The organism is Actibacterium atlanticum (genome assembly GCF_000671395.1).
Classification (GTDB): domain Bacteria; phylum Pseudomonadota; class Alphaproteobacteria; order Rhodobacterales; family Rhodobacteraceae; genus Actibacterium_D; species Actibacterium_D atlanticum.
Genome location: NZ_AQQY01000001.1, coordinates 153057 through 173632, shown reverse-complemented (window position 1 = coordinate 173632; position 20576 = coordinate 153057). Strand labels below are relative to the sequence as shown.

The window sequence follows — 20576 nt, the reverse complement described above, 5'->3', positions numbered from 1 at the left end:
GTGGCCTTTTTCATGTCCGCCAAAACTGCACGGTCAGGATGGCATAAACCGCCAAAAGCTCCAGCCGGCCAATCAGCATGGCGGCGCTGAGCATCCACTTGGCGGTATCATTCAACGCAGCAAAGTTGCCCGCCGGGCCGATGATGTCCCCCAACCCGGGGCCGATATTGGCCAATGCCGTCGCGGCACCCGACACAGCGGTCACAAAATCCAGCCCCGTCATCGCCAACAGCACCGACAATACCCCCAGCGACACGATGAACATCACGAAAAACGCCATGACCGAAGACAACACATCCTCGGACACCGGGCTGCCCTCATAGCGCGGCGCGAACACGCCGTGGGGCGAATGCAACCGCTGCACCTGTGCCCGGATCGAAGCAAACAAAAGCTGAAACCGGAACACTTTGATCGAACAACAGGTCGAGCCAGCACAGCCCCCAACCAAGCCGATGAAGAAGAAGACCACCACCGGGAACGCGCCCCACACCTGATAGTCGGCGCTGGCATAGCCCGTCCCGGTCATGATCGAGGTCACGTTGAACAGGCTCTCACGCAGGGCAAAAGCAAAGCCGATGTTGTCAGACCACATGCGGTAAGCGACGATCAGCGTGATGATCAGGGCCAGCGTCATCACAAAGGCCCGCACCTGGCTGTCCCGCCACAGGGGGCCGGTCTGCCCGCCCAGCAGCTGTACATAGCGCACGAAGGGCAAGCTGGCGATGATCATGAACAAGGTCGCGACATACTCGGCAGCCCCCTGAAATGCCCCGAACGAGGCATCATGGGTGGAAAATCCGCCCGTCGCCAATGTGGTCAAAGCATGGTTCAGCGCATCAAAGCTGCTCATCCCGACCAGGATATAAGACACATAGCACCACGCCGTCAGAAACAGATAAATGACCGAAATCCGGGTCGCGATCTGTGCCGCGCGGGGCAACACCTTGCCGCCCGTGTCAAAACTTTCAGATCGGAAAATCTGCATGCCGCCTACGCGCAGCTCGGGCAAAAACACCATCGCCACCACGATGATGCCAACCCCGCCGAACCATTGCAGCATGGAGCGCCACAACAGCAACCCTTCGGGCAATTGATCAAGGCCGGAAAACACCGTCGAGCCAGTGGTGGTCAGGCCCGACATGGCCTCAAAGATCGCATCCACCGCGCGGGCCTCGGTTGCGCCGATCACGAAAGGGATGGCGCCAAACAAGGGCAATACGGCCCAAACCCCCGTGGTCAAAAGGAAGGTCTGTTGCAAGGTCAACCCGCCCTGCGCGCTGTTGGCACAGGCCAACGCCAACACCCCGCCAATCAGCGTCGTCAGGATCAGGGATTCAAGAAAGACCGGCCACTCGCCATTCCCGGCCCACAGGTCCACCGCGAAAGGCAACACCATGGTCACGCCCAGCGCGGCCACCAACAGACCAATGACATATCCGACAGGACGCAGATCAACCATGGGCCAAGCCATGGCACAGATAACGCCTGTGTCAAGCCGGTTGCGGGCGCCCCGCCCCCAGAACACGGCGCTTTTTCTCACCCTCGGCGGGCATGTCAACCAGTGCCAACCGCTCACCTAAGCCCCCCAAAACGAGACCCTGACGCGCGCGAAAGCGTTTCCAAACGAAGTTCAACTCTGCGGGACAAACCGGCCATTTGAACAACTGAGCTAATCGGCCGGTTTTATGGGATATTAATTCGCATTGCGCCTTTGACGAAAGGTCTTGGTCCGTCGGCTGGCAAAGGTCATCTAAATCCCGCGCGTTATAGCCGATGCGTCTTCAGCGACAGGGATCGCGGTGATCACGAGATCTTTTAGAAAAGGCTCCGCAGCGACTGTCGCTATGGCGGAGGAGGCCATGAAACTCTCCATCGAGCCCTTGTCTTCCCAAAGATAGAAACTTGCGAATTCGCCGTTGTCAAAATCGGCCATCCAGGTTTTGCGAATGAGGCCCGGCACTTTTGAGATTGCCTCGGCATAGGGATCGACAAACTTGGCCTGGTACTCGCTTGCCTCCATATCCAAGACATACCGAAAAATTTGAGCGTAGCGCATGATCATCTCCTTCTGATGCGTCAGGCGGCATGCTACGTTAAATATCCCTCTTGTTATAGTACGCACCTTTTGGTAACATATGGAGATGTTTTTACCGGCAAACCCGTACAACATGGATTGCCCCTCGCGTGAGTTGCTCGACCTGATTGGTGGCAAATGGGCGATCTTGATCCTGTGCTGTCTCCAGCAAGGACCCGTTAGAAGCGGGGAATTAAAGCGCTCTGTTGGCGGCATCTCACAAAAGATGCTTACACAGACGTTGCGTGAGCTAGAGCGTAACGGTCTGGTGCACCGGGTTAGTCATCCGGAAGTTCCGCCGCGCGTTGAATACAGCTTGACCACGTTAGGGAAATCTTTGAGCGGTGTCGCGAGAGAGCTCGAAAAATGGTTGGTCGAACACTACAACGCAATCCTGGATCATCGGGAAAAACACGCAGGTTCCATTGAAGATTATTCCTGAGCTACCAGGAGCGCGACTTGCCGACATTCTCCACGTTGCAGAAACCTAGTAGGAATGGACTCAAACCGCCCCTTCGCTGCACTATGATCCATGCGTGGGGCCGCCAACCATCTCTTGATTGGCGCGGGGCTTACAGCTCCGCGCTTGTGCCAATCATCCCGGATGCACCAAAGACCCAAACATTTCCGGCCCCATGGAACGAGCAGCGAAGGTGCTGCCCTGGGTCACAACGCTGACCGCGTCGTGGCTGTGCAGGCTTTCCTGGTGGCTGGCCACCACGCGGAAATCGCCGACTCGCGGATCGTCGCTCAGGCGTTCAGCAAACAGGCGCACGGCGTCCTCGACAAAGATTGGGTTGGCGGCGTTCAGTTCGGCAAAGGCTTGTTCGTCCTCACGTTTGACCATCACCTGCGTTTCCGTCGGCACGGCGGCGCGGCAGTGGTCGATCAGGTCTTCGACGTGCAGATCCTCGGCGCAGAGCACCGAAATCCGCGCGACTGACCGCTGCGCATGCGGCGTGGCCATCTGGCCGCGGGTCTGGCGGGCGTGCTCGGCCAGCTCCATCGAGCAGGGGCAGGTCGACGAATAGACATAGTCCAGATGCAGGATGCGGCGGCGGGTACCGTTCTGGTCGACGACCTCCATCGCGGCGTCGTAATACTGAAACCCTTCCAACCCCGAGCGCAGCGACGGCACCTTCAGCGGCAGCGAAAATTTCAGCGCGATGCGGGCGTCAAACGCCTCAAGATCGCGGTGATAACTGTCCAGCGCGGCCTCGACCACGCCAAAGCCGATCTGGCTTTCGGCATGGTCGTAAAAGCTGCGCATGATGCGGGACATGTTGATGCCCTTCTTGCCGGCCTCAAGCGAAACGGTTCCGGTGACGGAACAGTCCAGCTCGCGCACTGACCCATCGCGCAGGCCCACCTGCAACGGCAGGCGGAAGTTCGAAATGCCGACATGCTGGATCATCCGATCCTCGCCCCGGATCAGGCTGGCCGGGCCGTTTTGCAGGTCTGGCAGGGTCTCACGATAGGCGGAATCCGCCGTGAAATCCTCGGGGTACTGGCGTGACAAAGCTTTTTCGGCCTTGGTCAGGTCGGGGGTCGAATTGTGAATGTTCATCACGCCTCCACAGCATTTCCAAGAGCGGATCGCCGCCCTTTGCGAGTTCACATATAGTCATAAATGCTTACGCGCAAAGGCCGGGTTTAGATCACAATGCCGCAGAGAGGGCCTGTTTTACGTCGTTTATCAGGTCATCCGTGTCTTCCAGACCAATCGAAAGACGCACCAGACCATCGGTAATGCCCAGCGTGTCTTTTTGCTCTTGCGGCAGGCGCTGGTGGGTGGTGGTGGCCGGGTGGGTGATGATGCTTTTGGCGTCGCCCAGGTTGTTGGAGATGATGATAATCTCTAAGGCATTCAGCATCTTGAACGCAGCACCTTGCCCGCCTTCCAGCTCAAACGCCACCACGGTGCCGCCAGCGCCGCTCATCTGCTGCATCGCCAGATCATGCTGGGCGTGATCGGCCAGGCCGGGGTAAATCACGCGGCTAAGCCCCTTGGTGCCCTGCAGAGCCTGCGCCAGTTTCAGCGCGCTTTCAGCCTGAGCATTGACGCGCAGGTCCAGCGTTTCCAAACCTTTCAGCATGACCCAGGCGTTGAACGGGCTCATCGCGCCGCCGGTGTGTTTCAGATAAGGCTCCAGCGTGCCGCGAATGAAATCCTTGGTGCCCAGAACCACGCCGCCCAAACAGCGCCCCTGCCCGTCCACGTGTTTGGTGGTCGAATAGACCACCACATCCGCGCCCAGCTCCAACGCATTGGAAAAGATCGGCGTGGCAAAGACGTTATCCACCACCACAATCGCGCCCACCGCATGGGCCAACCCGGCGACATAGGGCAAGTCGATGACCTCTAGCGTCGGGTTCGACACGCTTTCAAAGAACACCACCTTGGTGTCGGGACGGATCGCCTTGGCCCAGGCGTCTTTGTCCAGCCCGTCAACCAGCGTCAATTCCACGCCAAAGCGCACCAGAATGTCCTCAAGGATATACAGGCACGAGCCAAACAGCGCCCGCGCGGCGACCACGTGATCGCCCGCCGACACGGCCGACATCAGCGCCCCGTTAACAGCCGCCATGCCGCTTGCGGTGGCAAAGGCATCCTCGGCGCCCTCGATCATCGCAATGCGCTCTTCGAACATACGGGTGGTGGGGTTGCCATAGCGGGCATAGATGAACTCATCTTCGCCCAGTTCCACGAACCGCGCCTCAGCGGCTTCGGCGGTTTCATATACAAACCCCTGGGTCAGGAACATCGCCTCGGCCACTTCACCATACTGGCTGCGCCGTGTGCCCCCATGAACCTGAGCGGTACGTTTTCCCCATTTTGCCATTGCACTTGTCCTTCGCGCATAAAAATAGCCCCACCGGTACGGCAGGGCTGCGAACAGATCCCAAACCTTTTAGCGGCATGTTTTACGTGGCCCGCAATCCGGTATCAAATCGCCACGCCTTGGGGATAGCGCCGTGCCCCAGTGCCGTCAAGCCACGTCACACGGATGTAACGCGCTGTTCATCCCCCTGTCGTAGGCTGACAGTAAACACCCAGTAACGTTAACCGGACGCATGTTATGCCTGTGATTCACGTCAACGCACACGGGGCCCGGCCCCTTCCCGCCCATGGCGATGACCTGTGCAAGACGCTGAAATCCGCACTTTACGCAACGGAAATTGATGCGCCGGTGACGGTGATGGTCCACGGATTCAAATACACGCCTTTTGAACCGGCCCGCAGCCCGCACAATCACATCTTTTCGCTGACGCCCGATCAAAGCCGCGCCAAATCTGTATCCTGGCCGCGCCATCTGGGGTTTGATCATGGCACTGAAGGGCTGTGTATCGGCTTTGGCTGGGATGCCTCGGGCCACATCTGGCGCGCTTACAATCAAGCCGCCGATGCAGGCCGCGCGCTGGCCGACCTAACCCACCGGTTGCGCGCCCTGCGCCCCGGGGTGCGCATCAATGTCGTCGCCCATTCGCTGGGCGCGCGGGTGATGTTTTGCGCCCTGCCCGACATGGCCCCGGGCGCGCTGCACCGGGCGATCCTGATGACCCCGGCAGAACTCAGCAGCCGCGCCGCCCCGGCGCTGGCCACACCCGCAGGACAGACCGCCCAATTCCTGTCGGTCAACAGCCGGGAAAACGACCTGTTCGACTTCATGCTGGAAAGCGTGATGGCACCGCTGCGACCCTCGGAACGCTCGGTCGGCCAAAACGCCCCAGCCCATGCCAATTGGCACGACCTGCAAATCGACCACGCCGACACGTTGCACACGCTGGATCAACTGGGCCACCGCATCGCCCCGCCCCTGCGCCGCATCTGTCACTGGAGCACTTATCTGCGTGCTGGTCTGTTTCCGCTCTATCGCGCGGTGCTGGACGGCAGCCTGCCGCTGAACACCCTGCCCGCCCATACAAGCCCGCGCTGGTCACGACTTCTTGCGCCCCCGCGAGTGACGATAAACTTGCCCTTTGTCGGGAAAACCGCATCTTAAGGGGAAAAGGACCCCGCAAGATGACCGATCCCATTCAGCTTTTCTATTGGCCCACCCCAAACGGGTGGAAGATCTCTATCGCCTTGGAAGAGATGTCTTTGCCCTATACGCTGAACCTGATCGACATTGGCGCTGGTGATCAATTCGCCCCCGATTTCCTGAAAATCGCGCCCAATAACCGCATGCCCGCGATCATTGATCCGCAAGGCCCCGATGGCGCCCCGATCTCAATCTTTGAATCCGGCGCCATCCTGCAATATTTGGCCCGCAAGACCGGGCTGTATTATGGTGAAACCGAACGCGACCGGGTGAACGTGGACCAATGGCTGATGTGGCAAATGGGCGGGCTGGGGCCGATGGCCGGTCAGGCGCATCATTTTCTTAAATACGCCCCGTCGATGGAACCGCCCCATGTGCTGCCCTACGCGCAGGACCGCTATCGCACCGAAACCGCGCGGCTGTACGGGGTGATGGACAAGCAATTGTCCAAGAACGCCTATCTGGCGGGGGATTTCTATTCCATCGCCGATATGGCGGCCTGGGGCTGGGCCTCGCTTTGGGAAGGTCAGCAGCAAACGCTGGATGACAAGCCGCACCTGAAACGCTGGCTGGAGGTGGTCGGGCAACGCCCCGCCGTGCAACGCGGCAGGGCCGTCGCGGCCGAGAAACGGTCAGACTTTCGCAAAGACAAAGACAGCCACAGCGCCCTGTTCAAACGTTAGTCGTTTTCTTCCACGGCGTATTTCTGGAACAATCCGCCCTGCAGCATGAAAAAGCCAAACACCCCGATGGTCAGGCCAAAGGTTTTGAAATTCACCCACATGTCGGTGGATTGGGTGCGCCAGATGACCTCATTCAACACGGCCAATGCGGCGAAAAACAGCGCCACGCGGCGGGTCAGGATCATCCAGCCCTCTTGCTTCAGCGGCATCATCTCTTCCATGACGTATTGCAGGTAAGACTGCCCACGCACCAGACCAAAACCCAGAACCGCCGCAAACAGCGTATAGATCATCGTCGGCTTCATCTTGAAAAAGCGGTCATCGTTCAGCCAGACCGTCAGCCCGCCAAACACCACCACCAGCACCGCCGTGGCGACCTGCATCTTGGAAATATGCCCCGACAGTTTCCACAGCAAAAAAGTGGTCAGCAGGATCAGCGGGATAAACCCGGCGGTGACCAGAATGAAACCTTCGTACTCTGTGCCGCCGATCATGAAAGCGCGGTCGCGCAGCATCAGATAGCCCACGAAGAACAGCACAATCGGCCCCATTTCCAGAACCAGTTTCACAATCGGGTTGATCTGTTTACCTGCCATCGCCTGCTTTCCTGTTTACGCGCCCAGTTCCACTATCACGGCGCCGACCGCGATCAAAGTCATCAGCGCCAATCGGCGCGGTCCAACGGTCTCTTTCAGCACCAGCCAGCCAATTAACGCCGCGAAAACGGTCGATGTTTCGCGCATCACCGCGGCCTCGCCGACTTTGTCCAGCCGTGTCGCCATCATGACCGAGCCAAAACTGCCATAGGCGATCAACGCCCCAAAGAACCCGCGCCACAGCAAGGGCTTTGGATCAGGCCGGTTTTCCATCACACGCCAGCGCAGCGCGGCGATCACCGGCATGTCAAAGGCAGTGACAAAGAAGAACCATGCCAGAAAGGTAAATGGGTCCGGCGTGGCGCGAATACCATAGGCGTCATAGGTGGTATAGAGCGCGACCAGCCCCCCCGTCCCCACCGCCAGCCACAAGGCGGGCACCAATGTGTCGCGCGCGACCTCGATATGGATCAGGTTGTAAACCGCCAATCCGAATATCCCGGTCAACAGCACGGCCACACCCAACCACTGCACCAGCGTGAAATGCTCGCCAAAAATCAACGACGCCCCGATGACGGTAAACAACGGCCCTGCGCCCCGCACCACCGGATAAACCACCGTGAAAGCCCCGCGCGAAAACGCCAAAGCCATCCCGACTTTATAGGCAAAATGGATGGGGATGGTGCCTGCGATGATCAGCCACTCAATGCCTTGCGGCATCGGCACCACGAACAACGCCAAGGGTGCAGACAGCACCAACAACCAAATGTCGATCGACCCGCGTGACATCCAAGGGTCAAACCGCCCCTTTTGCAACGCACCAAACACCGCGTGCAAAAACGCCGCCGTCAGGGCCAGCATCAGCGCCAGTTGTCGACCGGTCTCGGTTCCGGCGACCGAGACGAGCCAGTCACTCACGACGCATCAACCCCGGCCAGCGCATTGGCGAAATCTTCGGGATCAAACGGCGCCAGATCGTCGATCTGCTCGCCCACCCCAATCGCATGGATCGGCAGGCCGAACTTATCGGCCAGCGATACCAGAACGCCGCCCTTGGCGGTGCCGTCCAGCTTGGTCATCACAAGACCCGACACATCGGCAAGGTTCTGGAACTCCTTGACCTGATTGACAGCGTTCTGGCCCGTGGTCGCATCCAACACCAACAAAGTGTTGTGCGGCGCATCCGGGTCTTTCTTGCGGATCACCCGCACGATCTTGGCCAGCTCTTCCATCAGGTCGGCGCGATTTTGCAACCGCCCGGCCGTGTCGATCATCAATAGATCAGCGCCCTCATCTTGGGCCTTGCCCATGGCGTCAAAGGCCAGCGACGCGGGGTCGCTGCCCTCGGGCGCGGTCAACACTGGCACCCCGGCGCGCTCGCCCCAAACCTGCAACTGTTCCACAGCCGCGGCGCGGAACGTATCGCCCGCCGCAATCACCACCGACTTGCCTGCCGCGCGGAACTGGCTGGCCAGTTTGCCAATCGTCGTGGTCTTGCCCGAGCCATTCACCCCCACAACCAGCACCACCTGCGGCGTTTTTGGGTAGAGCGGCAAAGGCCGCGCCACCGGCTCCATGATGCGCGCAATTTCCTGCGCCAACAGCGCTTTGATTTCATCAACCGACAGCTTTTTGCCAAACCGCCCTTCGGCCATGTTCGCCGTCACCCGCAAGGCGGTATCCACGCCCATGTCGGCGGTAATCAGCAATTCCTCAAGGCTTTCCAACATCTCATCGTCCAGCACCCGGCGCTTGACGGTGGTTTGCCCCAACATCCGCCCAAGGATACCCGGCTTTGCGGCCTCAGGTTCGGGCGCAGCAGGCGCAGGAGTCGGCGTGGGTGTGGGTTCAGGCGCGGCTTGCGGCGCTGGTGCGGGTGTTGGCTCTGGCGCAGCGTCCGCAACAGCCTCCACCGTCTCTTCAACCCCGCCATCTTCGACAATGGCCTCCAACCCCTGTTCCAGCTTGGAAGAGGATTTGAACAAACGGTCTTTGAGCTTGGAAAATAGTGCCATTGGTGCCTCCGGTTAGCCCCACTTAATCGCAAATGCAGCGCTATGGAAGGGATGGCCCGACAAACCCGGCAAAGATCAACGCCTGCGCCGCAATATAGAGGCCCCAAAGCGCCCTCCCGGCCAGTTTGTACAGCGCCGTGCCCGGGCGCAACCGGAACAGCTGCACCGCAAGGATCAGGTCCGAGACAATGAACACCCCCGCCCCCAATCGCGCCTGCGGCAGGCCCAGCGCAAAGGCGCCCATCACGCAGATGATCCCCACATAGCAGCGCACCGGCCAGCGCAAGGCGCCGGTGTGTGGGATCAGCCAAAATTCGGTGCTGATGGCCAGCGCCAGCAAAACCAACGCCCCCAGCGGCACCTGCGCCCCAAAAAATAGCGCGATATAGGCCAGATGGGCGGCGGCAAAGCTGATCAACCCGGCCAAAAAGGCGCGGTCTCCATCGCGCGACAGGGCTAAATCGCCCAGCGCCGACAGACCCAAGCCCAACGCCAGCCACAGCGGCCCAAAGGCCAAGGCCCCCACCGCCAGTACCGCAACGGGCGCGGTTTTCAACGCGCTGCGCCGGGCCGAGGGCCCCGCCCCGGTCAAGGGCAGATAGATCAGCGCCAAGACCAACGCCGCAAGGATCACCAAATTCACCATCTGCCCCTATCTAATTAGGCCACTGGCCCTTTGCGCTGCTTTGCGCCATCTTAACCTTTCCCACGCAGCACTGAACCCTATGACCCAAAAACCCTCCGTCACGGCCTTTGCCATTGCCACGCTGACCCCGGTGCCCCTGTTGGTGCTGGGCGCAACGCTGGGGGGGGTCTGGGTCTGGGCGGCGTTGCTTTACATGACGCTGTTCACCTTCGCGCTGGATGAACTTGTGGCCATCGTCACCCCCAACGCGCCCGACGGGGTGGAATTCCCCGCCGCCAACCCGCTGTCGGTGACGCTGGCACTGGCGCATTTCGGGTTGCTGGCCTTGGCGATATGGGCAGTGGCGGGCGGTGGCGGTCTGGGCATTGCCGAGCGTATCGGCCTCTTCATCGCGGCCTCGCTGTTCTTTGGGCAGGTCTCCAACGCCAACGCGCACGAGCTGATCCACCGCGGCTCCAAGCCGCTGTTTTGGCTGGGTAAAATGGTCTATATCTCAGTGCTTTACGGCCATCACACCTCGGCGCATACCAAGGTGCATCACCGCTTTGTCGGCACCCCCGACGACCCCAACACCGCGCGCCTGGGCGAGCCTTACTATCACTTCGCCGCCCGCGCCTGGATCGGCTCCTTCCGCGCCGGGCGTCGCGCCGAAACGCAGTTGCTGCACCAAGCCGGAAAGCCGCTCTGGCAGCACCCCTACCTGCACTATGTCGCGGGCGCGTTGTTGGTGCTGACCGCCAGCTTTGTGGTCTCTGGTATCGCCGGGCTGATCGCCCATCTGGCGCTGGCCAGCTATGCCACCGCGCAGCTGCTGTTGTCGGATTATGTGCAACACTACGGGCTGAAACGCGCGCAGTTGGACAGTGGCAAGTTTGAACCGGTCACCAACCGCCATTCGTGGGACAGCCCACATTGGTTCTCCAGCTTTCTGATGCTGAACGCGCCGCGCCACTCGGATCACCACGCCCATCCCGGTCGCAAATACCCGGCCCTGCGTTTGGCCGATGACAGCCCCACCCTCCCCTATTCGCTGCCGGCGATGGCGGTGCTGGCCTTGTTGCCGCCGCTGTGGCGCAAAATCATGGACCCGCGCGCCGCAAAATGGCACAACCCGGTCTGAGCCGTTTAAAGGACCAAACATGCGCGCCCTTGCTATCGTTGCTCTGCTGGCCAGCCCGGCACTTGCCCAAACCCCGATGACCGGGGCCGAGTTCGAGTCCTACACCGCCGGCAAGACCCTCTATTTTGGGCAAAGCGGCGCCCCCTACGGGGCCGAGCAATACCTGCCCAACCGCCGGGTGATCTGGACGTTTCTGGATGGCCGCTGCGAGTATGGCACATGGCACTCTCAGGGCACTCAGATCTGTTTTGATTACGAAAATCGCCCCGGTCAGACGCAATGCTGGACTTTCTTTTCTGACGGCGACAGCTTGTCAGCCCGGTTCGAAAATGACCCAGCCCTGCAACCGCTGATCGAAGTCGAGAAAACCCAGGCACCGCTTTACTGCCCCGGCCCGGATGTGGGGGCCTAAAGCAAGCTGCCCTGTTCCGGCGGTGCCGGTTTCGGCGTTTTGCGTTTCACCGGCTTGCCGCCCGTCGACAGCTTGCCATCAGCAAATTCGATCTCCAGCGCCCCGGCTTTGGCCGCCTGCGCCTTGGTCGTAACCACCTGATCGCCCGCACGCACCACCGCATAGCCGCGTTTCAGGGTTTCCGTATACCCCAAGGTCTGGCGCATCCGCTCCAACCCGTCCAGCCGGTCCCGCAAGCGTGCAACCTGCGACTTTGACGCGCTTTCAAAGCGTTGCAGAACATTGTTCAACCGCTCGCGTTTTACACCAACCATCTGCTGCAAGACCTGCGGGCGCAGATGTGCTGCGCGCTGGGCCAGTTGCACCTCTTTGCGGCTTGCCACCGACCGCAAGGCGGGCGCCAATCGCGCCTCCCACTGGTCCAAACGCTGGCGCTGCTGATCGACCAGTTGCGCCGGGCGCGGTAAAGCGCGCGCCACATCCGCCAGCCGCTGATCGCGCCGCGCGATCCCGTCCTTGGCCGCGCGGAACAGCCGGGCGTTCTGGTCTTCCATCCAGCCCATCAACTCCATCCGCACCGGCACCGCCAGTTCCGCCGCCGCCGTCGGCGTCGGCGCGCGCTTGTCGGACACGAAATCAATCAGCGTCGTGTCGGTTTCATGCCCCACGGCCGAGATCAACGGGATGCTTGAGGCCGCCGCCGCCCGCGCCACGATCTCCTCGTTAAACCCCCACAGATCCTCGATTGAGCCCCCGCCGCGCGCCACGATGATCAGATCAGGCCGCGGCAAGGCCCCGCCCGGCGTGAACGCGTTGAACCCGTTGATCGCATTGGCCACCTGCGGCGCGCACTCCTTGCCCTGCACCGCCACCGGCCAGATCAGCACCTTGCGCGGAAACCTGTCCCTGAGCCGGTGCAAAATATCGCGGATCACCGCACCGCTGGGCGAGGTCACCACCCCGATCACCTCGGGCAAAAACGGCAAGGCCTGTTTGCGTTCAGGGGCAAACAACCCCTCCGCCGCCAGCGCCTTCTTGCGTTTCTCCAGCATCGCCATCAAGGCGCCTTCGCCCGCAACCTCGACCTCATCCACGTTCATGTTGTACTTGGATTGCGCGCCAAAGGCCGTCAGCTTGCCGGTGACGATGACCTCCATGCCCTCTTCGGGCACCACGCTCAACCGCGCCGCCTGCCCCTTCCATGTGGTGCAGGCCAGCACGTTATTGTCATCCTTGATGTCGTAATAGAGATGCCCCGAGCGCGCCTTGAACACCCGCCCGACCTCGCCGCGCACACGGATCCGGCCAAAGGCGCCCTCAATGGTGCGTTTCACCGCCCCCGAGATTTCCGAGACAGAGAATTCAGGCGCATTGCCGCCGGGGGTCGGGTCGTCGATCAGGTCATTCATGAGGGGACATTAGCCCACCCCCCCGCCAGCGACTAGAGGCGACGCGACCCAATTCTATGTGCCCGCTGCAGTTCTCCGTCATACCCATCAGGATGCTACAACTCCTCGCGGAAATAAGGCTGTGCCACCCACCCGGCGCCGAATACGCCGCCAAAAAGCAGCACGGCAATCAAGACCTCCGGCACGCCCAGCAAGACTGGCCCGATCGAGCTTGCCAGCACGATCAACGCCGCCACCCCCAAGCGCCAAACCGCTGGACGCTGCCAACCGATATTGGGTGGGGGGGCGCCGAACTCGCGCTCATAAATCAACCGCGTGTGCTGCACCCGCGTTTTGCGGTCACGTCTGGCCCCCTCGAACGGTTCCCAAACCTGCAACCCGATGCCGGGCACAAAGGTCTTGTCGTAAGCGTCCCCGAAAGCCCGATGATGCGCCCAGACGGCTTCGATCACCGGCGGGCCGACCAGCAGATGATCCTGCATCGCACTCAGATAAGCAAAGCGGCGGTATTCCTCGATGACACCATGCACCTTCTCAGCAGGCCAATGGGTGATATTCGCCAGATATTGCGCAAAGGAATGACCAAATTCATCCTTTGGAAACTCGCATTCGCAAATCCTGCGCCACAAATCCGGGTCGCTCAGATGCTGCTCAAAAGGCATTCAAACAAGGCTCCTCTTGCGGGTCTGGCCCACGCCGCGTAAACCGCATTCAACAGCTAGCAGAGGGAGACTAGGGTGAACATCCTTATCTTGGGCAGCGGCGGGCGTGAACACAGCCTCGCCTGGGCGATCAAACAGAACCCCAAATGCGACCGGCTGATTGCCGCGCCGGGCAATGCGGGCACGGCCGAGATCGCCGAATGCGCCGATCTTGATATTGAAAACGGTGGCGCCGTGGCGGCCTTTGCCGAAGAAAACGCGATTGATTTCGTGGTAATCGGGCCTGAGGCCCCCTTGGCCGCAGGTGTTGCTGACCGTCTGCGCGATGCGGGGCTGCTCTGCTTTGGCCCCTCGCAGGCCGCTGCGAAACTGGAATCCTCCAAATCCTTCACCAAGGAGGTTTGTGACGCCTGCAACGCCCCCACCGCTGGCTACGCCCATTTCACCGATGCCGAGGCCGCCAAAGCCTATATCCGCGAACAGGGCGCGCCGATTGTCGTGAAAGCCGATGGTCTGGCCGCTGGTAAAGGCGTGATCGTGGCCATGGAAGAACAAGACGCGCTGGACGCCATCGACGACATGTTCGGCGGCGCTTTTGGCGGCGCAGGCGCCGAGGTGGTGATCGAGGAATTCATGGAAGGTGAAGAGGCCTCCTACTTCATCCTCTCAGACGGCAAGAACATCCTGCCCGTCGGCACAGCGCAAGACCACAAACGCGTCGGCGATGGCGACACCGGCCCCAACACCGGCGGCATGGGCGCCTATTCCCCCGCCCCGGTGATGACTGACGCCGTGACCCAAAAGGCGCTGGATGAAATCGTCCAGCCCACCGTCGATGAAATGGCCAAGCGCGGCACCCCCTATCTGGGCGTTCTTTATGCCGGGTTCATGATCAAAGACGGCCAGCCCCGTCTGGTCGAATACAACGTCCGCTTTGGCGACCCCGAATGCCAGGTGCTGATGATGCGTCTGGGGGGGCAGGTGCTGGATCTGCTGTTGGCCTGCGCCAAGGGCGAGCTGGACAAAGCGCAGGTGAACTGGGCCGATGACCACGCCATGACCGTGGTGATGGCCGCCAATGGCTATCCGGGCAGCTATGAAAAAGGCAGCGTAATCAAAGGGCTGGACGATCAGCCCGAAAACAGCCTGAACATGGTTTTCCACGCGGGCACCAAAGAGGTCGACGGCCAGATCACCGCCAATGGCGGCCGCGTTCTGAACGTCACCGCGCGCGGCGACACCCTGGCCGAGGCCCGTGACCGCGCCTATGCCATGGCCGACGCGATTGACTGGCCCGAAGGGTTCTATCGCAAAGACATCGGCTGGCGCGCGCTCTAAGCCGCCCAAAAACCTGAAAATCAAGCGCCGCTCCCGCCATGGGAGCGGCGCTTTTTTGTCTTCAACCCTAAGGTCATTCAAGCATTGAATTCCCCCGGCCAAAACGCCAATATCTCTCCATTGAACATCTATTTGAAAGCAGATTTTCGTGGCCCTACCCGTTCTACGCACCCGGCTTGCACGTGTAACCGCTTGCCTTTGTATGGCCATCCTGACCGGCCTGACCCAGCCAGTTCACGCCGAAAGCATTGTCACTTTTGAAGACGCACAGCCCGACAAAACCTTCTATCGGGCGATTGCCTGTGGCGCGCGCCCCGGCGGCAAATGTAAAAATGCCTTCGCCACCTGGCCCGAAGAGAAACGCGACAACCTGACCGTCGCGATCGTCTTCACCGACCCGTCCTTCGACCCCAAGATGCACAAGCACATCAAAAAGAACCTGCGCAGCGCCACCCGCGAGATCAACCGCGCCAAGGCGGACGTCAAACTGCGTATGGTGAATGACTCCGACCCTGATATCCGGGTCTATCTGGTGCCTCTGGCAGAATCCGCCAAAACCAAGGCCGTTCAGGGGACACCGGACAAATCCGTAAACGGCCGCACCTTCGGTCAGCACCAGATCGCCCGCGTTGATGTCTTCTGGAGCAGCCCCTCGCGCAACAGCCCGACCGGGGAAATCACCCGCGCTGACATCGTTTTCACCAGCCGAATGGAGCGCGGCGAAACAAAATCCGTAGCTCTCGAAGAACTGACCCAGGCCCTGGGTCTTCTGACCGATGTAGACGGGCCATACTACCAGATGCGTTCCATTTTCGCTGAAAATGGCAACTACGTCACCAAACTGACCGGACAGGACGTGATGGTTCTGCGCACCCACTACCCGGCGCGCTAAGAAAACGGGCGCTCACCCGATCAGGGGAGCGCCCGCTAAAACCCATGGTGGGTGATAAGAGATTTGAACTCCTGACATCTTCGATGTGAACGAAGCGCTCTACCACTGAGCTAATCACCCGGTGGCGGGCGTGATAACCTTACTCAGCAGCCTCTGCAAGAGGCATGTCATGGTCAGTTTTTTCCGCTTGCTCAGAACGCCGTATCCGCGCGATCAGAACCGATCCGCGATCCAGTTCTTTGCGTTTGACGACCTTGACCTTCCCAAAGGGGGGCAGGTTCAGACCTTCGCCCGCTTCGATTGACTCGCCCAGCACCGCAAGCGCCGCCTCGATGGCAGGTTTCACATCGCGTTTTTTCAAGCCCGAACGCTCAACAGCGCGGTCCACCAGATCCTTCTTGCGAAGGAAAACGGTTGGCTCTTCATCCATCTCGAAGTCAGGTGTTGCCACGGTGTCATCCACCGCTGTTTCTGGTGTGATTTCTGTTTCGATTTCCGCATCGGCAGCAGTAGTAGTGGCCGCGCGCGTTTTCCGCAAAAACATGTTTTACTGCCCTATATTTGGTTATCATTACTGCAAATAATAGCGCATCTTGCGGTCCCAATCCACAATTTCAGCTTAATATCGCTAATTTTCCGTATTTTCAGTGCAGGGTTTCGCGCATTTGCTGACCCTTGCCCATGAAAAAGGCGCCCCTGCATGGGGCGCCTTGGCGTTGGTTTCAGGCTCTGATCAGTGCGCGCGTGCGGATTGCGCGCCCTTTTCAGCCGCCAATGCCGCTGCTGCGGCTTCTTCGGCTTCTTCGTCCCATTCAATCGGCTTAGGAGCCTCGATCAGCGCGTGTTTCAGCACTTCGCTGACATGGGCCACCGGGATGATCTCAAGCCCGTCTTTGACGTTGTCCGGAATTTCCGGCAGGTCCTTGGCGTTTTCTTCCGGGATCAGCACCGTGGTCACCCCACCGCGCAGGGCCGCCAGAAGCTTCTCTTTCAAGCCGCCAATCGCCAGCACATTGCCCCGCAACGTGACTTCGCCGGTCATGGCGATATCCTTGCGTACCGGGATCTGCGTCAGCACCGACACGATCGAGGTCACCATGCCAACACCGGCCGACGGGCCGTCCTTGGGCGTGGCGCCTTCGGGCACGTGCACGTGGATGTCGACCTTTTCGAACTTGGGCGGCTTTACCCCGATCTCGGGCGCAATTGAACGTACAAACGAAGACGCCGCATCAATCGACTCCTTCATCACATCGCCCAGCTTGCCGGTGGTCTTCATCCGGCCCTTACCGGGCAGTTTCAGCGCTTCAATCGACAGCAGATCACCGCCCACGCTGGTCCAGGCCAGACCGGTGACAACCCCCACCTGATCGTCCTTCTCAGCCAGACCATAGCGGAACCGTTTGACCCCCAGGAAATCCTCAAGGTTTTCAGGCTCAACCGAGACTTCCTCGGTTTCCTTCTTGATGATCTTGGTCACCGCTTTGCGGGCCAGTTTGGCGATCTCGCGTTCCAGATTCCGCACGCCCGCTTCGCGGGTGTAGGTGCGGATCATCTCGGTCAGGGCTTCATCCGACACTTCGAATTCGCCCTCTTTCAGACCGTGGTTCTTGATCTGCTTTGCGATCAGGTGCTGGCGCGCGATTTCACGCTTTTCGTCCTCGGTGTATCCGGCCAGAGAGATAATCTCCATCCGGTCCAAAAGCGGCCCCGGCATGTTGTAGGAATTCGCCGTGGTCAGGAACATCACATTGGACAGGTCATATTCGACCTCAAGGTAGTGATCCACAAAGGTGCCGTTTTGTTCAGGGTCCAACACCTCCAGCATCGCCGATGCCGGATCACCGCGGAAATCCTGCCCCATCTTGTCGATCTCATCCAACAGGATCAGCGGGTTGGTGGTTTTCGCCTTTTTCAGCGCCTGAATGATCTTGCCGGGCATCGAACCGATGTAAGTCCGGCGGTGACCGCGAATTTCGCTTTCATCGCGCACGCCCCCCAGCGAGATGCGGATAAACTCGCGCCCCGTGGCTTTGGCAACCGACTTCCCAAGGCTGGTCTTACCCACGCCCGGCGGGCCGACAAGGCACAGGATTGGCCCCTTCAGCTTTTTCGAGCGCTGTTGCACCGCCAGATATTCCACGATCCGCTCTTTGACTTTCTCAAGCCCATAGTGATCGGCATCCAGCACGTTTTCAGCGCGGGTCAGGTCTTTTTTGACGCGCGACTTGGTGCCCCACGGGATCGACAGAATCCAATCCAGATAGTTGCGCACCACGGTGGCTTCGGCGCTCATCGGCGACATGGATTTAAGCTTTTTCAGCTCTGCTTCCACCTTCTCGGACGCCTCTTTGCTCAGCTTGGTTTCGCTGATGCGCTTTTCCAGCTCGGCAATTTCCGACTGGCCTTCATCCCCGTCGCCCAGCTCCTTCTGAATGGCCTTCATCTGCTCATTCAAATAGTACTCGCGCTGGGTGCGCTCCATCTGCGATTTCACACGGGTTTTGATCTTTTTCTCAACCTGCAGAACGCTCATCTCGCCCTGCATCAGCCCGTAAATCTTTTCCAGACGCTCGGCCACGGGCAGGGTTTCCAGAAGCTCCTGCTTCTGGTCCACTTCAATGCCCAGATGCCCGGCCACCAGATCGGCCAGTTTCGCGGCTTCGCGGGTTTCCGAGATGGTCGCAAGCGCCTCCTCGGGGATGTTTTTCTTTACCTTGGCATAGCGTTCAAATTCTTTGCTAACCGACCGGATCAACGCCTCAAGCGTATCTTCGTCACCGGGCGTCTCCTCCAGCGTCTCAGCGCGGGCCTCAAAGTAGTCGGGGCTATCCAGAAACTCGGTGATGCGCACACGCATCCGGCCTTCGACCAGCACTTTCACCGTGCCGTCGGGCAGCTTCAACAGCTGCAAAACATTTGCCAACACGCCGGTGCGGTAAATCCCGTCATCATCAGGATCATCCTCGGCCGGGTCGATCTGGCTGGACAGCAGGATCTGCTTGTCGTCGGCCATCACCTCTTCCAGCGCGCGGACAGATTTTTCACGCCCCACGAAAAGCGGCACGATCATATGTGGAAACACCACAATGTCGCGCAGCGGCAGGACGGGATAAGTGTGCGAGTGTTGCTCGGTCATATACTTTCCTTGGCTTTGGCAAGAAGGCACCGGCCCCGGATATGGCAGCCCCGGCCTTCCCCGGTCATGGATCAATATCTGGGGGCCGCCCCCGCAAATTCAACCACGCCCTGTTTCAGCATTGTCACCTACTGTGCCCGCTTCGCGCAACATGGGCAAGCCAAGTTATCGCCCCAATCCGGTGAAGAAAGTGTTCAATCCTATCGAAACTGCACCAAAATTCGCCGTTCCATTGCCTTGCCGCGCATGGCGCGTGACACCCGGTTGCATAAAAGCTAGTTTAAGACCCAAATAGAAGGCGAAAAGCCAGTTTACCCGAGCAGGCCTGCGGGCCATCCAGATCGCTTATTGAGGCACGAAAACCATGGAAAGCGAAGTCTATTATGGCCGCGGCGACGCCCCCAATGCCGGCAACGCCTATCTGAACGCCGAAAACACCAACCAACAGCCCGTTGTGTCGATCCAGTTCACCACCGACACCGGCGATCTGGTGCTGGACTATAACAATGGCAACCCTGATCCCGACACGATGGTGCTGATCGACGGCGTCGAGATGGAATTCACACTGGAATTCTCCGGCAACCTGCCCTCGACCAACAAGCTGTCGGATGTAAACGGAGAAGACCTGCGCGGCGAACAGGTGATCATCATCACCACCGAGGAAGGCGACCGCCTGTTCTTTCTGCCGGATGGCAGCGTATCCGCCGCAACCATGGAAGATTTCCCCAATGGGGCCCATGCGCTGACGGATTACGACGAAACCTCAAACATCCTTGTCTGTTTCGCGCAGGATACCCGGATTGCCACCGCAACCGGCGAAGTCGCGGTTCAGGACCTGCGTATCGGCGATCAGCTGCGCACCCATGACGGGCGATTGGTGCCCCTGCGCTGGGTTGCGAAACGTCACATATCGGGGGCCGAGCTGGCCATCACCCCTGCCCTGCGCCCCGTCCGTTTTGCCAAGGGCTGTATGGGCCACAACATTCCCAATCGCGACCTGCTGGTTTCACCACAACACCGGGTGTTGATCACAGACAGCCAGAACGCCATGCATTTCGGTACAGACACGGTGCTGGTGCCCGCCAAGTATCTGCTGGGCGCACTTTCCGAACAGACCTGCCCGGCCCAAGGCGTCACCTATTACCACCTGCTGTGCGACCAGCATGACATGTTGATTTCAAACGGGATGGTCACCGAAAGCTATCAACCCTCGGTCCACGCCATCGGCGCGATGGAATCCGACACCCGGCTGGATTTCTATGCCCAGATCCCGCGCGCCCTGCGCCAAAAGGTGTGTGCGCGCGCAGACTCCTATTACTCGGTTAAATCCTTCGAAGCGCCCCTTCTGACACAACAGGCAAACGCCTGATCCATCCCAGATTGCATCGTGCTGCCTGACGCCCTATCATCGGGCCTCAGGAATGGAGATTTTATGACCTGAGTCATGCGGGCCCAAAAACACCGGCCCAAAGCAGATACACCCAACCCGGCCCCGCGTTCGCGGGCCCCCTCTGCACAACCACATGACTCTGCCGCCCCGTGCGCCC

The 20576-nt window shown here is 60.0% G+C and carries 20 protein-coding genes, 1 tRNA gene and 1 riboswitch; of the genes, 8 read left to right on the top strand and 13 right to left on the bottom strand.

Annotation, left to right across the window (positions count from 1 at the left end):
• Positions 1 to 10 precede the first annotated feature (10 nt).
• Both ATO10_RS00890 and ATO10_RS16120 read right to left on the bottom strand, forming a co-directional pair.
• On the bottom strand, positions 11 to 1459 hold the full coding sequence (locus tag ATO10_RS00890; RefSeq protein WP_035248210.1) for a TrkH family potassium uptake protein: 1449 nt from the start codon (positions 1457 to 1459) through the stop codon (positions 11 to 13).
• Positions 1460 to 1750: 291 nt separating this feature from the next.
• On the bottom strand, positions 1751 to 2056 hold the full coding sequence (locus tag ATO10_RS16120; protein ID WP_035246855.1) for a YdhR family protein: 306 nt from the start codon (positions 2054 to 2056) through the stop codon (positions 1751 to 1753).
• A 79-nt stretch (positions 2057 to 2135) separates the two neighbouring features.
• Between ATO10_RS16120 and ATO10_RS00880 the strand changes: the two genes are divergently transcribed.
• Positions 2136 to 2516: a winged helix-turn-helix transcriptional regulator gene (locus tag ATO10_RS00880; protein WP_238323324.1), complete on the top strand. Its 381-nt coding sequence runs from the start codon at positions 2136 to 2138 to the stop codon at positions 2514 to 2516.
• Positions 2517 to 2669: 153 nt separating this feature from the next.
• On the opposite strand, the gene folE2 is transcribed toward ATO10_RS00880, so the two are convergent.
• Positions 2670 to 3671 carry a GTP cyclohydrolase FolE2 gene (folE2, locus tag ATO10_RS00875; protein ID WP_420313631.1) on the bottom strand — a complete coding sequence of 334 codons (1002 nt, stop codon included), beginning with the start codon at positions 3669 to 3671 and terminating at the stop codon, positions 2670 to 2672.
• 61 nt (positions 3672 to 3732) lie between these two features.
• Entirely contained in the window at positions 3733 to 4917 is a 1185-nt protein-coding gene (gene metZ, locus ATO10_RS00870) for an O-succinylhomoserine sulfhydrylase (RefSeq protein WP_035246852.1), read from the bottom strand.
• 49 nt (positions 4918 to 4966) lie between these two features.
• Positions 4967 to 5043, bottom strand: a riboswitch (SAM riboswitch).
• Positions 5044 to 5154: 111 nt separating this feature from the next.
• Here metZ and ATO10_RS00865 point away from each other — a divergent pair.
• Together ATO10_RS00865 and ATO10_RS00860 are read left to right on the top strand one after the other, a co-directional pair.
• Positions 5155 to 6078 (top strand): alpha/beta hydrolase, encoded by a 924-nt coding sequence (locus tag ATO10_RS00865; RefSeq protein ID WP_035246850.1) that lies wholly within the window; start codon positions 5155 to 5157, stop codon positions 6076 to 6078.
• Positions 6079 to 6098: 20 nt separating this feature from the next.
• A complete protein-coding gene (locus tag ATO10_RS00860) occupies positions 6099 to 6800 on the top strand; it encodes a glutathione binding-like protein (protein ID WP_035246848.1) in 702 nt (233 codons plus the stop codon).
• Here ATO10_RS00860 and ATO10_RS00855 read toward each other — a convergent pair.
• From ATO10_RS00855 to ATO10_RS00840, 4 genes are read right to left on the bottom strand one after another with little or no spacing between them, the layout of a single operon-like run.
• The gene (locus ATO10_RS00855; protein WP_035246846.1) at positions 6797 to 7396 is read right to left on the bottom strand and encodes an inner membrane-spanning protein YciB; all 600 of its coding nucleotides are present in this window, start codon (positions 7394 to 7396) and stop codon (positions 6797 to 6799) included. The two genes, ATO10_RS00860 and ATO10_RS00855, sit on opposite strands and share 4 nt — an antisense overlap.
• A gap of 15 nt (positions 7397 to 7411) precedes the next feature.
• The gene (locus ATO10_RS00850; protein WP_035246843.1) at positions 7412 to 8314 is read right to left on the bottom strand and encodes a DMT family transporter; all 903 of its coding nucleotides are present in this window, start codon (positions 8312 to 8314) and stop codon (positions 7412 to 7414) included.
• A complete protein-coding gene (ftsY, locus tag ATO10_RS00845; protein ID WP_035246841.1) occupies positions 8311 to 9411 on the bottom strand; it encodes a signal recognition particle-docking protein FtsY in 1101 nt (366 codons plus the stop codon). The genes ATO10_RS00850 and ftsY overlap by 4 nt, the downstream gene beginning before the upstream one ends.
• Positions 9412 to 9451: 40 nt before the next feature.
• Positions 9452 to 10057 carry a lysoplasmalogenase family protein gene (locus ATO10_RS00840; RefSeq protein WP_035246839.1) on the bottom strand — a complete coding sequence of 202 codons (606 nt, stop codon included), beginning with the start codon at positions 10055 to 10057 and terminating at the stop codon, positions 9452 to 9454.
• A 79-nt stretch (positions 10058 to 10136) separates the two neighbouring features.
• Here ATO10_RS00840 and ATO10_RS00835 point away from each other — a divergent pair, with 79 nt between their 5' ends.
• Positions 10137 to 11177 (top strand): alkane 1-monooxygenase, encoded by a 1041-nt coding sequence (locus ATO10_RS00835; RefSeq protein ID WP_035246837.1) that lies wholly within the window; start codon positions 10137 to 10139, stop codon positions 11175 to 11177.
• 19 nt (positions 11178 to 11196) lie between these two features.
• Positions 11197 to 11589: a hypothetical protein gene (locus ATO10_RS00830; protein WP_035246836.1), complete on the top strand. Its 393-nt coding sequence runs from the start codon at positions 11197 to 11199 to the stop codon at positions 11587 to 11589.
• Here the strand turns inward: ATO10_RS00830 and xseA are convergent.
• Complete coding sequence (gene xseA / locus ATO10_RS00825) at positions 11586 to 12998, bottom strand: exodeoxyribonuclease VII large subunit (protein ID WP_035246834.1); 1413 nt, start codon at positions 12996 to 12998, stop codon at positions 11586 to 11588. The genes ATO10_RS00830 and xseA overlap by 4 nt on opposite strands.
• 95 nt (positions 12999 to 13093) lie before the next feature.
• Positions 13094 to 13660, bottom strand: a complete 567-nt coding sequence (locus ATO10_RS00820; protein ID WP_035246831.1) for a hypothetical protein — start codon at positions 13658 to 13660, stop codon at positions 13094 to 13096.
• 75 nt (positions 13661 to 13735) lie between these two features.
• On the opposite strand from ATO10_RS00820, the gene purD reads away from it, so the two are divergent.
• A complete protein-coding gene (gene purD / locus ATO10_RS00815) occupies positions 13736 to 14998 on the top strand; it encodes a phosphoribosylamine--glycine ligase (protein WP_035246828.1) in 1263 nt (420 codons plus the stop codon).
• Between the two features lie 148 nt (positions 14999 to 15146).
• Positions 15147 to 15890: a DUF2927 domain-containing protein gene (locus ATO10_RS00810; protein ID WP_162174073.1), complete on the top strand. Its 744-nt coding sequence runs from the start codon at positions 15147 to 15149 to the stop codon at positions 15888 to 15890.
• A 45-nt stretch (positions 15891 to 15935) separates the two neighbouring features.
• Here ATO10_RS00810 and ATO10_RS00805 read toward each other — a convergent pair.
• The 3 genes from ATO10_RS00805 to lon form a co-directional block, all read right to left on the bottom strand.
• Positions 15936 to 16010, bottom strand: a tRNA-Val gene (locus ATO10_RS00805).
• A gap of 19 nt (positions 16011 to 16029) precedes the next feature.
• Positions 16030 to 16434: an HU family DNA-binding protein gene (locus tag ATO10_RS00800; protein ID WP_238323322.1), complete on the bottom strand. Its 405-nt coding sequence runs from the start codon at positions 16432 to 16434 to the stop codon at positions 16030 to 16032.
• A gap of 189 nt (positions 16435 to 16623) precedes the next feature.
• On the bottom strand, positions 16624 to 19029 hold the full coding sequence (lon, locus tag ATO10_RS00795) for an endopeptidase La (protein WP_035246825.1): 2406 nt from the start codon (positions 19027 to 19029) through the stop codon (positions 16624 to 16626).
• A 364-nt stretch (positions 19030 to 19393) separates the two neighbouring features.
• Between lon and ATO10_RS15820 the strand changes: the two genes are divergently transcribed.
• Positions 19394 to 20398, top strand: coding sequence for a Hint domain-containing protein (locus tag ATO10_RS15820; protein ID WP_051597869.1), 1005 nt, complete (start codon positions 19394 to 19396; stop codon positions 20396 to 20398).
• Positions 20399 to 20576 lie beyond the last annotated feature (178 nt).

Bases quoted from the DNA above. Each gene is read 5' to 3' on its own strand.
- ATO10_RS00890 (WP_035248210.1), bottom strand. From the start codon at position 1,459: ATGGTTGATCTGCGTCCTGTCGGATATGTCATTGGTCTGTTGGTGGCC.
- ATO10_RS16120 (WP_035246855.1), bottom strand. From the start codon at position 2,056: ATGCGCTACGCTCAAATTTTTCGGTATGTCTTGGATATGGAGGCAAGC.
- ATO10_RS00880 (WP_238323324.1), top strand. From the start codon at position 2,136: ATGGAGATGTTTTTACCGGCAAACCCGTACAACATGGATTGCCCCTCG.
- metZ (WP_035246852.1), bottom strand. From the start codon at position 4,917: ATGGCAAAATGGGGAAAACGTACCGCTCAGGTTCATGGGGGCACACGG.
- ATO10_RS00865 (WP_035246850.1), top strand. From the start codon at position 5,155: ATGCCTGTGATTCACGTCAACGCACACGGGGCCCGGCCCCTTCCCGCC.
- ATO10_RS00860 (WP_035246848.1), top strand. From the start codon at position 6,099: ATGACCGATCCCATTCAGCTTTTCTATTGGCCCACCCCAAACGGGTGG.
- ATO10_RS00855 (WP_035246846.1), bottom strand. From the start codon at position 7,396: ATGGCAGGTAAACAGATCAACCCGATTGTGAAACTGGTTCTGGAAATG.
- ftsY (WP_035246841.1), bottom strand. From the start codon at position 9,411: ATGGCACTATTTTCCAAGCTCAAAGACCGTTTGTTCAAATCCTCTTCC.
- ATO10_RS00840 (WP_035246839.1), bottom strand. From the start codon at position 10,057: ATGGTGAATTTGGTGATCCTTGCGGCGTTGGTCTTGGCGCTGATCTAT.
- ATO10_RS00835 (WP_035246837.1), top strand. From the start codon at position 10,137: ATGACCCAAAAACCCTCCGTCACGGCCTTTGCCATTGCCACGCTGACC.
- ATO10_RS00830 (WP_035246836.1), top strand. From the start codon at position 11,197: ATGCGCGCCCTTGCTATCGTTGCTCTGCTGGCCAGCCCGGCACTTGCC.
- xseA (WP_035246834.1), bottom strand. From the start codon at position 12,998: ATGAATGACCTGATCGACGACCCGACCCCCGGCGGCAATGCGCCTGAA.
- ATO10_RS00820 (WP_035246831.1), bottom strand. From the start codon at position 13,660: ATGCCTTTTGAGCAGCATCTGAGCGACCCGGATTTGTGGCGCAGGATT.
- ATO10_RS00800 (WP_238323322.1), bottom strand. From the start codon at position 16,434: ATGTTTTTGCGGAAAACGCGCGCGGCCACTACTACTGCTGCCGATGCG.
- lon (WP_035246825.1), bottom strand. From the start codon at position 19,029: ATGACCGAGCAACACTCGCACACTTATCCCGTCCTGCCGCTGCGCGAC.
- ATO10_RS15820 (WP_051597869.1), top strand. From the start codon at position 19,394: ATGGAAAGCGAAGTCTATTATGGCCGCGGCGACGCCCCCAATGCCGGC.